Origin of the sequence: Arthrobacter sp. StoSoilA2, from assembly GCF_019977195.1 — a bacterium.
Lineage (GTDB): Bacteria > Actinomycetota > Actinomycetes > Actinomycetales > Micrococcaceae > Arthrobacter.
Genome location: NZ_AP024643.1, coordinates 2155717 through 2170937 on the forward strand (window position 1 = coordinate 2155717; position 15221 = coordinate 2170937).

The following is a 15221-nucleotide window of genomic DNA, read 5'->3' on the forward strand; positions in this document are numbered from 1 at the left end:
AAAGGACCTCCCATGAGCACCTCAAACCCCGTCGAGACGGACATCATCATCATCGGGACCGGTTTCTCCGGTCTTGCCATGGCTGCTCAGCTCAAGCGCCATGGCCGGGACTCATTCATCATCCTTGAGCGCGCTGGCGACGTGGGTGGCACCTGGCGTGACAATCAGTATCCCGGGGCCGCCTGTGACCAGCCCTCGCACATGTACTCTCTGTCCTTTCGCCTGAACCCGGATTGGTCAAATGCATTCTCTGCCCAGCCGGAGATCTGGGAGTACCTGCGTACCACTGCCCGTGAAGAGCACCTAATGCCGCACATCCGCTTCAACGCCGAGGTATTGGATGCCAGCTGGGACGAGGAAGCACAGCAGTGGACTGTCACCACGGGGGCCGGGACTTATGTCGGCAATATCCTCGTCAGTGCCGCCGGTCTGTTATCTGAACCCAAGCTGCCCGAGATCAAGGGTCTGGAGACTTTCACCGGTGACTTGTTCCACTCGGCCCGCTGGGATCACCGGACCACACTGGCGGGGAAGCGCATCGGGGTGATCGGCACCGGGGCGTCAGGCATCCAGATCATCCCCAAGTTGGCGCAGGAAGCATTGCAGCTGACCGTCTTTCAACGCACCCCGCACTGGATCGTCCCGCGAGCGGACAAGGAATACAGTGATTCCGAAAAGGGGATGTTCCGAAAGGACCCCGCGATCATGCAGCGGCTGCGCACCCAGATGTTCTGGGAGAACGAAGAACGCTTCGCCCAGCGCGCAGCCATTCCCTCCCTGCTGGCCAAGGCAACCGAACTTGCCCTCGGGCACCTCCACACCCAGGTCCGCAATGAAGAACTGCGCGCCAAACTTACGCCGGACTACGAGATCGGCTGCAAGCGAATCCTCAAGTCCAACGACTACTACCCCGCCCTACAGCGCGACAACGTGAATCTGGTCACGGGCGGCATTGAGCGGATCGAGGGGAACATGGTCTCGATGCAGGACGGCAGCCAGCACGAGCTGGACGCGCTGGTCCTGGCGACCGGCTTCGAAGCCACCGATCCGCCCATCGCCAAGCGCATCCACGGACGCGCCGGCCGCTCCTTATCTGAGCGCTGGTCACAAGGAGCGGAGGCATACAAGACCACCTCGGTCAGCGGCTTTCCCAACCTCTTCGTTTTGGGCGGACCCAACACCGGCATCGGTCACAACTCGCAGGTGTATATGTTCGAGGCCCAAGTGGAACACGTTCTAGGCGCACTTGACTACATGTCCGTCAACCACATCCCTGCATTAGAGGTAACTCCCACAGCAGAAGACGAATTCAGGGAGAGTGTGGACCGCCGCGCCTCCACCACTGTCTGGCTCACCGGCGGCTGCAGCACCTGGTACATAGATCCCCGCAACGGCCGGTTAACAACCCTTTGGCCCGACTACTCCCACACTTTTCAGAAAGAAGTCGCACCATTCAGCCCTTCTGCCTATCAGGCCGTGCGAACCGGAGCGAACTCGACCCCAGTTGAAGGGACACGATGACCACCAACAAGAACACGTCACCCGTACCCGCAGTCACCGAGCATATCGGACTGCTGGCGTGCGGGACGGGCTGGGCGCGTATGAGCTGAGGGTGACCCGCCAGACGGTATTTGCCTTCGACGGGACATTGCTTAGCTCGAGTTGAAAGGTGACCCGATTGGCACACCTCGGCTGACATGGGACAAACCCATGCAGCACGACGTGATTTCGATCCGGCAGCTGGAAAACCGGGTGGCGTCGCTGTTCAAGCTTGCAGCCGAGAAAACACGGAGGCAACTCAGGAATCAACATCGAACGAGGCGACGTCGCATGCGGATGCGGTCCAGCGTGGCCACGGAACGCACTCAGCTAGGCGACGCTGTGTTTGTGAGCCGCACTGACAGGCTGTAACGGCGGGCAGCGGGATGAAAAGGTGTGACTCCTGCATCTGCGATTAACTTTGCCGGGGAGTGGACCCCGCGGCCCTATGACGCACCCTCCGTCTCTGATTGAAAAACATTCATGACGATTCGATAGAACAAGAAGACGTGCCCTTCACAGGTCTTCTGCTCGCTGTCTGCGCCGTCGTGGGTAGGAGACGTTCCGCTCCTTGCGGAAGACGGCGGAGCTGTGGTCAACCTACTGCTGGTACTGGCTCTGTTAAGCAGACCCTGGTTGCTGGACGTCGGAATCCTTCAGGGGATTCAAGAAGAGAAGAGAAGAGAGTGGAAACGTGACACGTATCGGGATCGTGGCTGAGTTGGGCCAAGAGACGAGGGTGGCGGCGACGCCTGTCACCGTGAGGCAGTTGTTGGGGTTGGGTTACGAGGTTGTGGTGGAGAAGGGCGCGGGGGAGTCCTCGTCGTTCCGTGATGAAGCCTATGCTGAAGCCGGGGCGCTGATTGTTGGTGCTGATGAGGCATGGAGCAGCGACGTTGTGCTGCGGGTCAATCCGCCCACCGGAGAGGAAATAGGTCGGCTGGCTCCTCGTTCCACGCTGATCGGTTCGTTGAGCCCTGCATTGCGGCCGGAGCTTGTTGAGGCTTTGGCTTCGCGTCCGATCACGGCGATGGCGCTGGATGCGGTTCCGCGGATCTCGCGTGCTCAATCGATGGACGTGCTGAGTTCGATGGCGAATATCGCCGGTTACCGTGCGGTGGTTGAAGCGGCGCATGAGTTTGGCAGGTTTTTCACTGGGCAGGTGACAGCGGCAGGCAAGGTTCCGCCAGCGAAGGTGCTGGTGGCCGGTGCCGGCGTTGCCGGGTTGGCGGCGATCGGTGCCGCGTCGAGTCTGGGAGCAATTGTCCGGGCGACGGATCCACGCCCTGAGGTGGCGGACCAGGTGAAGTCAATTGGCGGGACCTACCTCAAGGTTGAGGTGGAGGAGGAGATGAAATCCTCTGACGGGTATGCAAAAGCGACGTCGGAGGCGTACAACGCCCGGGCAGCGGAAATCTACTCGGAGCAGGCCCGTGACGTTGACATCATCATCACCACCGCCCTGATCCCGGGACGGCCGGCACCCAAGCTGCTAACGGCCGAGGATGTGGCCGCGATGAAGGCCGGCAGCGTGATTGTTGACATGGCTGCGGGGCAGGGCGGGAATGTCGAAGGCTCCGTTGCCGGAGAACGCATCGTCACTGACAACGGAGTGGTAATCCTGGGCTACACGGACCTTCCAGCCCGTTTGCCGGCCCAGGCTTCCCAGCTGTACGGGACGAATATGGTGAACCTGCTTAAGCTCCTGACTCCGGGCAAGGACGGCCGGCTCCGGATCGATTTTGATGACGTGGTGCAGCGGTCGGTGACGGTGGTCCGGGAGGGGGAGCTGACCTGGCCGCCGCCACCGGTCCAGGTTTCCGCCGCCCCGGTGGTGAAGCCGGAGGCGTCCGTGGCCGCCGAAAGCCCGGCACCGAAGAAAAAGCAGGGCCTGAGCGCGGCCGGTAAGGCCGGGCTCTTTGCCGCGGGCATCGCCGCGCTGTTTCTGGTCAGCGCGGTTGCCCCGGCGCCGCTGCCGCAGCACTTCACGGTATTGATGCTCTCGGTCGTGGTCGGTTTTTACGTGATCGGGAAGGTCCACCACGCCCTGCATACCCCGTTGATGTCCGTGACGAACGCGATCTCCGGGATCATCGTCGTCGGCGCCCTGCTGCAGGTCACCTCGGAAAACCCGGTGATGCAGGTCCTCGCCGCCGTCGCGGTGATGCTGGCCAGCATCAACATTTTTGGCGGCTTCGCCGTGACCCGCCGTATGCTCGCCATGTTCTCCCGCGGAGACGGGGCACGTAAATGAACGCCGTCACTGAAGCAGCAGTAACACTTACGAGGAGCCTTACCGTGTCCGACACTGTCACCGGTCCGTTGACCGCCGACACTATTGCGGGAGCTGCATACATTGTTGCGGCCCTGCTGTTCATCCTCAGCCTCGCGGGGCTGAGCAAACACGAGAATGCCCGTGCCGGGGTGATCTACGGCATCGCCGGCATGGTCATCGCCCTGGCCGCGACCGTCTGGCTGACTGTCCAGGGTGCTTGGGGTTCCGGGCATGGCATCACGGGCCTGGTCCTCCTCCTGGCCGCCGTTGTCGTCGGTGGTGCCATCGGTCTCTGGCGTGCCCGGGTGGTGGAAATGACCGGCATGCCCGAGCTGATTGCCTTGCTGCACAGCTTCGTGGGCCTCGCCGCAGTCCTGGTGGGCTGGAACGGGCACCTTGAAGCGCCGGCCCTGTCACGGGAGCTGATGGCGGTCCACCACGCCGAGGTGTTCATCGGCGTGTTCATCGGCGCCGTCACGTTTACCGGCTCGATCGTGGCGTTCCTGAAGCTTTCCGCCCGGATGAAGTCCTCGCCGCTGATGCTGCCGGGCAAAAACGGGATCAACCTGGGCGCCCTCGTTGTGTTCGTCGTCCTGACCGTCTGGTACGTCAACGATTCCCAGCTCTGGCTACTCATCGTTATCACGGCCCTGGCTCTGGGGCTGGGCTGGCATCTGGTCGCCTCCATCGGCGGCGGTGACATGCCCGTGGTTGTGTCCATGCTCAACAGCTACTCCGGCTGGGCCGCAGCCGCCGCCGGCTTCCTGCTGAACAATGACCTGCTCATCATCACCGGCGCCCTCGTAGGCTCCTCCGGCGCCTACCTGTCCTACATCATGTGCAAAGCCATGAACCGGTCCTTCATCTCCGTGATCGCCGGCGGCTTCGGCATCGCCGCCCCGGCCAGCACGGGGGACACGGACCAGGGCGAGCACCGGGAAATCACGGCCGAAGCGACAGCGGAAATGCTGGCCAACGCCTCCAGCGTCGTCATCACCCCCGGCTACGGAATGGCCGTCGCCCAAGCGCAGTACCCCGTCGCTGAACTGGCACACCAGCTCCGCGAGAAGGGCGTGAACGTCAGGTTCGGCATCCACCCGGTCGCCGGTCGCCTGCCCGGGCACATGAACGTGCTCCTTGCCGAAGCCAAAGTCCCTTACGACATCGTCCTGGAAATGGACGAAATCAACGACGAGCTCGAAGACACGTCAGTGGTACTGGTCATCGGAGCGAACGACACCGTCAATCCCGCCGCGGCCGAAGACCCGGGCAGCCCCATCGCCGGCATGCCCGTCCTCAAAGTCTGGGAAGCCGAAAACGTCATCGTGTTCAAACGCTCCATGGCCGCAGGCTACGCCGGAGTCCAAAACCCCCTCTTCTACCGAGACAACTCCCAAATGCTCTTCGGCGACGCCAAACAACGCGTCGAAGACATCCTTCGTGCATTTTAAGGAGAGAAGGAATATGCCCAGAGGTCGACTTTTTTCTATGGGAGCTAGTCACATGCAGAGGCTCTCGGCTGTTCACGATCCGACCCCCTGCGCAGAGGAAACACCGGTGCCCAGAGACGCCATCAACATTGACGAACTTTCCGCATCCCCTTGGGTTGGACTCCACTACCGCCATGAGTTCTTGCTCCACTACAGGCACGAGCAGTTGGTACACATCACAAGGACTGATGCCCAATGAAGAATGCGTGGGCGGTGATTTCGTTCATGCGCCTCGTCGGGGCGGCAGGAAGCTATTGCTCTGGTGCTTGTGCTTCTTGTGATTTGGGTCTTTCGCATGGTTTGTTGCCGTCTCTCTCTTGAATCGCGACGAGAAGTTGACAGCGAAGCGCGAGCGGACACCCCAATCGACAGGCAGGGCATCACGCGCAGTAGCCAATCCAGCGGTGAGAGTATGGCGGCTGCCGGCAGACCGCCTGGGGACATGCGGTCGTGCGCGTTGTCAGTCTTCCCTTTCCGCCCGCACCGCATCCGCATCGTGCAGGTCGGGCGGATGCTTTTCCTGTTTCGTCGATTTGCGGCGGTAAAGGCGTGGGCGACTTGTCTCGTGACTCCCAGGGCTTCGCCGGTCTGTGCCTGTGTCTCGCCGGCCTCACCAGCGGATTCCATAACGCACCGGCCCCTGCCCGTGAGCTGCTCGGCTTTCGCGTTCGCAGGCACAGCTTCCCGTGCTGCGGCTTCCGATCCCTCCGCGAGAAATTAGCTGGGAGCGCGCACCTGGTCGCTGCCCGTCGTGGCGACTTCGCGCAAGGCATCGCCGCGGTTAACGTCTTTCCACACCTTGAGCAACTCATGGACCGCCGCTTAGGGCTTGCTCACGAGGAGATCACGATCGCCGGCGTGTCGGGAAGGACACCTAGTTCCCCGCGGCATGGGCGAGTCCCGTTGCCTCGAGTGGTCCCTCTACAGAACGCATAAGGATGATGCGGTCACCTGAATTGAGGTGGGGATGGGTCGGGGAGGCAGCCAGTCGATTTCCAAGGGTAAGGCGTGACTTGGCGATGGACCAGCCAGCCAGCCTAATGCCGGAATGCAAGGCCCGCTCCGCCTTAAGTAACGGCACTTCTTTCGAAGGACGATTCCCGGGACGTCAATTGAGACCGTATCCTATTAAAATACTTTTTCTCGAGCACAGAGACTTTTTGGACGCGACCCGAAGTGGCAGTGTCGGGTCCGTGAGGGACCCCTCGTGTCCTTGACTTCCAGTTGTGGAAAAATGAAAGCCTGTAGCAGCGATGCCTCTCCGGTTACTACCAATACCCGGAGCGGTTGCCGCATTTGCGACGAAGACGACGCAGAGAGGTGCCAACGATGAACGCTGTCTTTTCTGTAGTAGGGGCCCCCGCCCCACCGATTGTAGGGTCCGATCCGGAAGCTGAAGGTGCCCTTGGAACCATCGCTGCTTCCCGGGTGCACTGGGATCACCTGCGGACTGCGCTTGGCCTCCGTGTCATGGCCGATTTCGCGGTCGCGTCCGGTTATTCACGTGAAGCGGTTCTCGTGTCAACCGGGTTGCTTCCAGAGGAACTGGACCGGCGCGATACCTTGGTAACCGCCAGCCAGGAGATTGCCGCCACACGGAATCTCCTCGCTTTGTTTAAGAACAGGCCTGGTCTAGGGCTGGAGGTTGGGCGGGAGTTCCATCTGACGACGTACGGGCTATTCGGGTTCGCCCTGCTGAGCAGTCCCCGGACGGTCGACATGCTGCGGACGGCAATGCGTCTGATGGGGCTAACGTTCGCGTTTCCCGACTTTCAAGCTGAAATCACACCGGACGGCCGGTTTTCCACCCGCCTCAGCGGGCAGGGAGTCCCTGAGGATGTTAGGCGCTTCCTCGTCGAACGTGATCTTGCTGCCACGCTGAACATGCACACCGAAGTTTTCGGGGGTAACTCTGCGGGGATTCCTATACTTTCGGTGCACTCCGAATTCCCCGCGACCTACAGCGATCCGCTCTGCGGCGTCCCAGTCGAGTTCGGCGCCCCCGAAACCGCAATCGTTTTCGAGCGGGAGTACCTAACTCAGGCACTCCCACAAGCATGCCCCGAGACCGCACGGGAAAGTATTGCTCAGTGCGAGAGGATACTCAGCGAAAGGTTGGGCCGCCCCGGGACCGCCGGGGCTGTCCGAGCCAGACTGGGAAGGCTGGGTGGGCGCGAGGATGGCATTGCGGCCGCTGCACGCGAGCTAAACATGACCGAACGCACCCTGCGACGGAAGTTGACCTCGGAAGGTGTCAGCTATCGCCAGATCGTAGATGAAGTTCGCGCAGCTCTAGCCGAAGAGCTGCTGATGGTGCAACAGCTGACAGCAACCGAAACAGCGTATCGACTGGGTTTCAGCGACCTTTCGAGCTTCTTACGGGCCCAACGACGCTGGGCCGAGACCCTCCCGCGATTCCGCCGCTACTGAACCGCCCCGAGGCGGCCCTCGGTCACTACATGACAACCGAGCACCCAGGTCGTTGAGACGTCCTGGAGGCTCGGTTGACAAGTTGTTCAGGCCAGCTCGAAGCCGTGATAGTTCGAGACCGCTACGCCGTTTCCGATCTGCCTGTAGGTTCCCACTCCACCGACGAATGGCATGAACACTCGTGGCTTTCCGGGGATGTTAGCGCCCAAGTACCAGGAGTTGGCCTGTGGCATCAATGTCAGGGCGGCCAGGTCGTTGGTGGTGTTTACCCAGTTGTCTTCAACCCCAGGGTCCGCCTCCATCCGCGTCAGTCCATGCTCCCGCAGGTGCTCCAGGGCACTGGTAATCCAGTCCACATGATATTCAATTGAGGTGAGCATGTTTGAGAACACCGAAGGGCTCTGGGGGCCTGTCATTATGAACAGGTTAGGGAAGCCGGCCGACATAAGGCCCAGGTATGTCCGCGGTCCGTGGGCCCACTTCTCACGCAGGGTGGTTGCGCCGTTTCGAATCTCCATCTTGTTCAGCGCGCCCGTCATCGCGTCGAAACCGGTCGCCATGATGATGACGTCGAAATCATACGCGGCTTCGCCTGTGACTATTCCGGACTTGGTGAACCGATGAATGGGGTGCTCTGTGACGTCTACTAGGGATACGTTGTCCCTGTTGTAGACCTCGTAGTACCCCGTATCCACGCACATTCTTTTACTGGAGATGGGGTACCGGGGTGACAGCTTCTCAGCCAGTTGGGGATCTTTAATTTTGTTCCGGATCTGGCTGCGGACGTACTCGGCTGCAAACTCGTTGGCCTGCGGGTCAGTCAGGGTGTCCTTGAAACCGAACGTGAAACACAGGCCACCTTCGGCCCATCGCTGGCCGAGTTCCCTCTCGACCTCTCCAGGTTCGGTCTCAACTGTTCTGCGTGTGCCTTCGTTGCACGCGACGCCGCTGAGAGTAGTGCGGCTGTACTCGCGGATTTCGCGGTATCGGGCCTTCGCTTGCTTGTTGCGCTCTTCGTTGGGTCCGTTGTGGGCTGGCACGGCGTAAACCGGGGTGCGCTGGAAGACGGTGAGCTGTTTTACGACCGGAGCTATAGCGGTGATCGTCTGCAGACCGGACGAGCCTGTTCCTATGACCGCGACCTTTTTTCCGGTCAGGTCGACGCCTTCGTGGGGCCAGTTGGACGTCCAGTAGAGTTCACCGCGGAAGTCGTCCATTGCCTCGAACCTGGGCTGGGAGGGAACGGAAAGACATCCGGTCGCCGAGATGACGTACTGTGCCGTCCGTGGTATGCCGTCGTCGCTTACCACTGTCCACTGGTTAGCGGTTTCGTCCCATTGCATCCCCTGGACGCGCGTCCCGAACGTTATGTCGCTGCGCAAGTCGTAACGCTCCGCCACATGCTGGATATAGGAGAGGATTTCCGGCTGGGAGGCGTACCGTTCACTCCAGTTCCATTCCTGTTCCAGCTCGGGGTCAAAGGAATAGGAATATTCAATGGACTGGACATCGCAGCGCGCCCCGGGGTAGCGGTTCCAGTACCAGGTCCCGCCAACATCCTCGCCCGCTTCGATGACGTGGGCGTTGAAGCCGAGCTGGCGCAGCCGGTGTAGCTGGTACAGGCCGGAAAAACCTGCACCTATGATGAGGACGTCGTGGTCAGACATTGATCAGGCTCCTTGGGTTGAATGAGGCAACGAAATTGTTGACGTGGTCTGCCACGAGGCGCATGCCCTCGTCGGATCCTGGCAGGATGTTGGCCATTTGGAAGAATGCATGCATTTGGCCTTCCGCTTCTTCGAGCGTGACGGATACACCAGCGTCCTCGAGGGCCTTCGCGTACGCGACGCCTTCGTCGTGCAAGGGGTCGTATTCGGCTACGTATATCAGCGCCGGCGGCAGCCCCTTCAAAGTCTCTGCGCGGAGCGGGGAAGCATCAGGATGCTTACGGGCTTCCTCGTCGGCAAGGTAATGCTCCCAGAACCAAATCATTGTGTCCCTGCTGAGCATCAGCTGGTTCTCCGGCGCCAAGTACGAGGCCCTGTTGAAGTCGCAATCGGTTACCGGGTAGACCAGGACCTGGTAATCGATCTTCGGTCCCTTGTCCCGGGCCCACTGCGTCACTACAGCCGCGATAGCCCCTCCGGCACTATCCCCGGCAACGATAAGCGGAACCCCCTGAGGTGCCAGCTCGCCTGCTTGCTCAGCCACCCACGTCAACGCGGCAAAGCTGTCCTCAATCGCAGTGGGGAAAGGAAATTCGGGTGCTTTCCGGTAGTTGACAAGCACCACCGTCGACTGGGTCATGTTCACAAGCCGGCGGCCAAGGTAGTCGTACTGCAGATCGATGTCACCAAGGACCCAGCCACCACCGTGGAAATACACGATGATCGCCTGCGATTCGCCAGCCGGCTGAAGTACGCGGGTCCGGAAAGTGCCGCCCTTGCCATCAAGCTTCACGTTGCGGACAGCGCCGACTTCCGGTCCCGGCCCGGTCAACCCGGACATAATTGGGCCGCTCATTCGGGCGATCGCAGGAGTGGACTCGTGGATTGCAGGGCCTCCCCCCGTGGCGAACTGCGCCAACAGGGCTTGCGAAGCTGGTTCTAACGGCATGACCTTTTCCTCATCAATCTTGGATTTGAAGGTGACATATAGGCAGCCACCTGCATGGTGTGGAGCGAGCGTTCCGCTCGCGCGATCCGAAGGGTAGTTCCCCTGGCAGGCTCCGGTCCGGTGCCGCCGCCCTGAGCAGGGGAGTTTCTAGTCCTGGATGGCTTTGATCTCGAGGAACTCCTCGAGGCCGAAAAGACCAGCCTCCCGGCCAACGCCCGACTGCTTGTACCCACCGAACGGCGCGTTCGGATCAAAAGGACTGCCATTGACAGAAACCTGACCGGCTTTGATCCGTCGGGCGAAGGAACGTGCCCGGGCCGGATCGCCAGCCCACACCGCCCCGGCCAGCCCATAGACGCTGTCATTGGCAATCCGGGCAGCATCATCCTCATCGTCGTACGGCTCGATCACCAGAACCGGTCCGAAGATCTCCTCACGGTGAATGACCATGGACGGATCGACATCAGCAAAGACCGTGGGCTCAACGTAGGCCCCCCGGTCGCCCTCAGGCCGGCCGGTGCCACCGCCAGCGACCAAGCGGGCACCCTCAGCCTTGCCCTGCGTGATGTAATCCAGAACCCGTCGTTGCTGCCTCGCGGACGACAAGGGGCCAAGGACGGTATTCTCGTCGGAGGGGTCGCCCATTGTGTAGCCAGCCAGGGCCGCGGTCACGAGCGATTCGACCTCTGCTTGCTTTTCCCGCGGAACAACGAGGCGGGTCAGCGCCGAACATGTCTGCCCGGAGTTCATCATCGCGTTCTGCACCGCGGCGGGGATCGCCTTTGTAAAGTCGGCGTCTTCAAGAACCACAGTAGGGCTCTTGCCACCGAGCTCCAGGGCAACGCGCTTGACCGTTGGCGCTGCCAGTTCGGCGACGCGCCGACCCGCCCCGGTCGATCCAGTGAAAGTAACCATCGCAATGTCCGGATGCCCCGCTATGGCTTCACCGACCACCGGACCGGTGCCAAACACAACGTTGACCACGCCCGGAGGCAACCCCACCGAATCAAAGATGTCGACCAGTGCAATGGTGCTCAGAGGAGCAACCTCACTCGGCTTAAGAACGACGGTGTTACCCGCGGCAAGAGCATAGGCCACCTTGCAGGCGACGAGAAAGAGCGGATAGTTCCACGGGGTGATTGCGCCTACCACACCAAACGGCTCGCGCACTATCGTGGACGGTCCCTGCCGGTGCTCGAACTCGAAATCGGAAACGATCTGCGCCGCGCTACCGAAACTGTGGATCGGCAGAGGAAGCTGCGCCGCGCGGGCAAAGCCAATAGGTGATCCCATCTCCTTGGAAATGATTTGGGCGATCTCCTCCAGCCGCTCGGTAAGCCCCTGGGACACGCCCTCAAGCAGTTTGGCGCGGACCGCAACAGGCGTCTCGGACCAGCCGGGCCCGGCAGCGGCCGCCGCAGCCACCGCTGCATCAACATCCGCAGCCGTCCCCGCCACGACACGTGCAATCTCCTCCCCAGTAGCCGGATTGACCACGGGAATGAACTCAGTACTCGTCGACGGGCGCCACCCGCCATTGATGTAATGCTTGTCGTAAAAAGTCATATCAGCTACTCGCTTCTTCGAGAGTCGGTGGGCAGTGCGCTAAGTAGTCCGCACTGGGTGTAGAAGGAACGAGGCCCAGCACGCGACATTCCTCTGGAAGGCGGTCGCCGGCTGCCATTGCCACAGTGTGATCGCCCACGATTGGACCTCTAATTCCGTGTGATCCACGTTACTAATCGATAAAACGATCAGGAATGGTCAGGGCGGACATTATGTTGGCCGTTCCGGCCAAGGGGTTACTACCAACGCTGGACCTCTTCCTTGGCGTCGCAAACTCTCAGCGGACCGGCAAACGGCCCGCGATAGGGTGTCCGCTGCTGGATACCGGTCCGGTCAAAGCCGCCCGGGCGCCCGGGCCGCCCGGCGGCAGGCAAGGTGGGTCTGGCAGTGGCGGATGACTTCTTTCTGGAAGACGTCTTGTAGCCGTGGGCGGTCTGCACGTCCAGTTGTCCAAGGAGAGCGGCGCCAGTGTGGATCGGCAGGCTGGGACTGTCAGGGCGTCCCTCGGTTTGCACGCACCGTCCCGGGGGTTGATCACCTCAGCGCGTAGGCCGATGATGTAGGAACAGAAACGGCTGTGGTTCAATCGTGATGGGGTCGCACGGGTCAAACGGGTCGCCAGCAGCACGCCCTGCCGATTCCGGGTGAGGCGGCCAATGATGGTGGCGAGTACATGGAACAGCCTGGCGGTCATCGTGAGCTCGCGCTTACGGTCGGTCTTGATGGAGCGGCCACCAGATGGGCCAAGACTTCATGATGGGCCGGGCGTATTGGCGGAACCCAAAGCAGTAGCCGCGCGCACCAGCCCCGAACCTTCTGATTGACCTACCGCTGAGGGTCGGCGTCAGCGTGAGGGCTTTATTGATCGTCCGTCGTCAACCTCGCCAACTCCTGCTCCAAGAGCTCGGTATACCATGGCCGGTGTCCCCTATGAAATTCTATTCCTTCAGGCAATCCCCGAACGGAAGGCTCGGAGCCTTTTATGTCGATAGTTATCCGGCCTGTGGCCATGGGTGCATTGCTAATATGCAGGTCACCGTAGGATGCCGGGAGGACCGGGTCCATCCAAAAGCCGCCTCGGGGTATGTGGGCGTCGTATCGCATCAGACTTGTCATCAACAGTAGGGGTGTTGTCGCCGCCCAGGCCTGAGGGGAGCACGCCGTCGGATACGGCACAGGCTCGGGAACATGGTCACGGCTGAAGCCGCAGAACAATTCGGGCAGCCTGCCATTGGCGTAATCAGCCGCCTCCAACAGGGCCGTGGCGATTCGCTGGGCCTCTTCAACATAGCCACAGCGCAGCAGTCCAGCCACGATGAGCGCGTTGTCGTGCGGCCAGACCGAACCGTTGTGGTAACTCGCGGGGTTGTAGGCACCCATGTCACTGGCCAGGGTCCGAACGCCCCATCCGCTGAACATCTCGGGAGACATCAGCCGTTCGACTACCAACGGTACTTTGTCCTCATCGAGGATTCCATGCCACAGGCATTGCCCCATGTTCGAGGCGCATGCGTCAACAGGCCTTTTATTGCCGTCCAAGGCGATGGCGAAGTAGCCACGGTCAGGGAGCCAGAACTGTTCGTTGAATCGTCTCTTCAACTCGGCAGCTTTGTCATTAAGTCGGGCAGCCAAAGCGGTATCGCCGTCGTCGTAGGCCATCCATGCCCGCGAAACGAATGCGGTGTATACATAGGCTTGAACCTCGCAGAGTGCAATAGGAGGCTCTGCCATTGTTCCATCAGCAAAGTTGATCCCGTCCCACGAGTCCTTCCAACCCTGGTTGACGAGGCCCTGCTCATTCAACCGCTGGTACTCTACGAACCCGTCGCCGTCCTTGTCCCCGTAGTCCCGGATCCAGTCCAGTGCCCGGTCGGCGTGGGGCAGGAGCGCAGCGATGGTGTCCTTGGCAAAGCCCCAGCGGCTGACAGATCCTAGCGCCAGCACGAACAGCGGGGTGGCGTCGACGCTGCCGTAGTAAACGGATTTACCGCCCAACGCGAGGCCGCTAGAGACCCCAAGTCTGACTTCGTGCAGGATCTTGCCAGGTTCCTCCTCACTTATCGGGTCCACGACGCTGCCCTGGCGGTCCGCGAGTGTCTGCAAGGTGCCGAGGGCCAAAGAGGGGTCCACCGCCAGGGCCATTTGCGAAGCCCAAAGTGAGTCGCGGCCGAACAACGTCATAAACCATGGTGCGCCTGCTGCCACCACAACGCGTTCGGGGTGGGCGGGGTCCGTAATGCGGAGGGCACCGAGGTCGTCGTAGCTGCGCTGCAGGGTCCGTTCAATGGAATGGTTTCCCATGTGGACCTTGGGGATCTTGGCTACCCATTCCTGGCGACGCCGGTCACTCTGGGACACCTCATCTGCGGGGGGCTGTATGAAGGATGTCGCGGGGATGGCACCACGTTCGTCCCTGGGTCCCACGCTGAGAAGCGTGCTCCACACTCCGTGCGGAGGGACGACAGCCCGATACTTTAGACCGTTTGCCGTGATGTCGGCGCCGCTTCCCTTGACAACGACGCACTTCAGGACCTCGCGCCAAACGCCTGTGATGGTTAGGGAGTGGCTGTTGTATTGGCGGGATTGGTCCCAGTGACGCTGGACGCGTGCTTCTTTCACTTCAAAAAGGTCTGCGAAATCCGATTCAACGGTGAGGGCAACAAGGCATTCGGCGGCTTCCGACGAGTAGTTCCTGATCGTGATCTTCTCAAGGATCCCGGCGCCTACTTCCCGCAGGCGCTCCACGATCAAAGGGGTGTCTGCGTACCCGTTTGATTGGGGAACACGGCCAATAAACAAGGCCCGGTAGGGTTCCTTCATCGCCGCAGTCAGCGGCTCCAGAGACCGGCCGTTCACTGCCAGATTCCAGCGTGACAGAATCCGAGTGTCCTCGTGGAATACCCCGTGAGGATGTTCGGGAGAGATGTCCCCATTTGCAAAGGAAATGCAGAAAGACGAACCCTCCACCAGGGTAACGGTGCCGGAACCCACTGGCCCGGCCGCCGTGTCAGCATTCCAACCGGCCATCCCGACTCCTTCGTGCCAAAGACATGCGCAGCACTATCGGGATTTCAAGGTCCCGTCGATGCCGCCCTATCCCAACGAATTGACCATACGCTTGTCCTGGGCTTGATGAAAGATACGGAGCGGCACAGGCACTTCCCTGGCTGTTGCGCAGTGTATGTACCAACAGCCCCTCCCGGTCAAAACTGCGGTGGCGGAGTCATCCGCGCACCGCAGATAACTATTTCGACCCTTTAATCATCTAGTACACAGGTCTAAGGACTGGGTGTACTTAGAGGTCG

General features: G+C 61.0%; 9 protein-coding genes. 4 read left to right on the plus strand and 5 right to left on the minus strand.

The window, feature by feature from the left end; all coding sequences use genetic code 11:
- Nucleotides 1-12: 12 nt before the first annotated feature.
- The 4 genes from LDN82_RS09870 (at nt 13) to LDN82_RS09885 (ending at nt 7734) form a co-directional block, all read left to right on the plus strand.
- The gene (locus LDN82_RS09870) at nt 13-1521 is read left to right on the plus strand and encodes an NAD(P)/FAD-dependent oxidoreductase (protein WP_224167214.1); all 1509 of its coding nucleotides are present in this window, start codon (nt 13-15) and stop codon (nt 1519-1521) included.
- A 712-nt stretch (nt 1522-2233) separates the two neighbouring features.
- Nucleotides 2234-3793 (plus strand): Re/Si-specific NAD(P)(+) transhydrogenase subunit alpha, encoded by a 1560-nt coding sequence (locus tag LDN82_RS09875; RefSeq protein WP_224167215.1) that lies wholly within the window; start codon nt 2234-2236, stop codon nt 3791-3793.
- Entirely contained in the window at nt 3790-5265 is a 1476-nt protein-coding gene (gene pntB / locus LDN82_RS09880) for a Re/Si-specific NAD(P)(+) transhydrogenase subunit beta (protein WP_224167216.1), read from the plus strand. The genes LDN82_RS09875 and pntB overlap by 4 nt, the downstream gene beginning before the upstream one ends.
- A gap of 1509 nt (nt 5266-6774) precedes the next feature.
- Nucleotides 6775-7734, plus strand: coding sequence for an AraC family transcriptional regulator (locus tag LDN82_RS09885; RefSeq protein ID WP_224167217.1), 960 nt, complete (start codon nt 6775-6777; stop codon nt 7732-7734).
- 86 nt (nt 7735-7820) lie between these two features.
- Here LDN82_RS09885 and LDN82_RS09890 read toward each other — a convergent pair whose 3' ends face one another.
- The 5 genes from LDN82_RS09890 to LDN82_RS09910 form a co-directional block, all read right to left on the minus strand.
- On the minus strand, nt 7821-9401 hold the full coding sequence (locus LDN82_RS09890; RefSeq protein ID WP_224167218.1) for an NAD(P)/FAD-dependent oxidoreductase: 1581 nt from the start codon (nt 9399-9401) through the stop codon (nt 7821-7823).
- Nucleotides 9394-10350: an alpha/beta hydrolase gene (locus tag LDN82_RS09895; protein ID WP_224167219.1), complete on the minus strand. Its 957-nt coding sequence runs from the start codon at nt 10348-10350 to the stop codon at nt 9394-9396. Before LDN82_RS09895 ends, LDN82_RS09890 begins: the two co-directional genes overlap by 8 nt.
- Nucleotides 10351-10497: 147 nt before the next feature.
- Nucleotides 10498-11916 (minus strand): aldehyde dehydrogenase family protein, encoded by a 1419-nt coding sequence (locus LDN82_RS09900; RefSeq protein ID WP_224167220.1) that lies wholly within the window; start codon nt 11914-11916, stop codon nt 10498-10500.
- 239 nt (nt 11917-12155) lie between these two features.
- The gene (locus LDN82_RS09905; RefSeq protein WP_224167221.1) at nt 12156-12431 is read right to left on the minus strand and encodes a hypothetical protein; all 276 of its coding nucleotides are present in this window, start codon (nt 12429-12431) and stop codon (nt 12156-12158) included.
- A 343-nt stretch (nt 12432-12774) separates the two neighbouring features.
- On the minus strand, nt 12775-14943 hold the full coding sequence (locus LDN82_RS09910; RefSeq protein ID WP_224167222.1) for a glycogen debranching N-terminal domain-containing protein: 2169 nt from the start codon (nt 14941-14943) through the stop codon (nt 12775-12777).
- Nucleotides 14944-15221: the final 278 nt, after the last annotated feature.